This is a genomic window from Streptomyces sp. MB09-02B, assembly GCF_033794485.1.
Lineage (GTDB): Bacteria > Actinomycetota > Actinomycetes > Streptomycetales > Streptomycetaceae > Streptomyces.
Genome location: NZ_JARGEE010000909.1, coordinates 1 through 1,053 on the forward strand (window position 1 = coordinate 1; position 1,053 = coordinate 1,053).

The window sequence follows — 1,053 nt, forward strand, 5'->3', positions numbered from 1 at the left end:
CTCGACCCCCCACCCGACCCGGCTCGTCGCGTTTCTGCCCGGCAGGGTTCGGGCGCTGCTCCCCGCCCGGTCGGCCGCCAATGGCCGCCGGTTGCGGCTGGCTCTGACGTTGCTGCCGTTGGTGCTGCTCGGTGCCTGGGCGGCGTTCGACTGGCGGACCGTGCACGGCGGGGCGGTGCGCCTGGCCTCGGCCGATTGGCGATGGCTGCTGGCCGGGGTGTTCTTCACCGCCCTGTGCTCGGTGGCCTCCGCCTGCGTACGGCAGGGGGCGGTGCCGGAACGGCTGCCACCGGGTCAGTTGCTGGCGACGCAGTTCGCTGCCGGGGCGGCTGGTCACGCGCTGCCGGGCAACATCGGCGCCCACGCCGTCGTCCTGCGCTTCCTTCGAGGCCGTGGCATCCCCCTTTCCAGGGCCACGTCCTCGCTCGCCCTGTACTCGGCGGTCAAACCCGTGGCCAAGACCCTGGTGATCGTCGCCTTCGTCGTCGCCTTCCCGGGCACGCTCCGCCTGACCGAACTCCTCCCCAAGGGCGAGACGCTCGCCCTGGTCGGCGCGATCACCGGCGTCAGCCTCGCCGCCGTGGTCACACTGATCACGACCGTACGGCCGTTGCGGCGGCCACTGATCGGAGGGCTGCGTTCCGCGCTCACCGACACGCGGATCGTGCACAGCCGTCCCTGCCGCGCGCTCGCCCTGTGGGGCGGGGCCGCCGCCTTCCCGCTGTGCCAGGGGGCCGTGGTCGCCTCGGTCGGCTCCTCGCTCGGACTGCCCTTGTCCTGGCCGCAGATGCTCTTCGCCTACCTCGTCGCCAGTACGGCCGCCGGTGCCGTGCCCGCGCCGGGCGGACTCGGGCCGATGGACGCGGCGCTCGTCTTCACCCTGGTCGCCTTCGGCGCGCCGGCGACCCTCGCCACCACCACGGTCATCGGCTACCGCGTCCTCACCGTCTGGCTCCCCCTCCTCCCCGGCACGCTCGTCCTCTCGGCGCTGGTACGGGCGAAGGTGCTCTGAGCGGAGCCGAGCGGCAGCGGCACGGGGTGGGGCAGGGGCAG

Annotated in this window: 1 protein-coding gene; it reads left to right on the forward strand. The window is 73.9% G+C overall.

The window, feature by feature from the left end; genetic code table 11:
* Window positions 1-34: 34 nt before the first annotated feature.
* Window positions 35-1,012 (forward strand): lysylphosphatidylglycerol synthase transmembrane domain-containing protein, encoded by a 978-nt coding sequence (locus P1P70_RS45020; protein WP_413471700.1) that lies wholly within the window; start codon window positions 35-37, stop codon window positions 1,010-1,012.
* The last annotated feature ends 41 nt before the right edge of the window (window positions 1,013-1,053 follow it).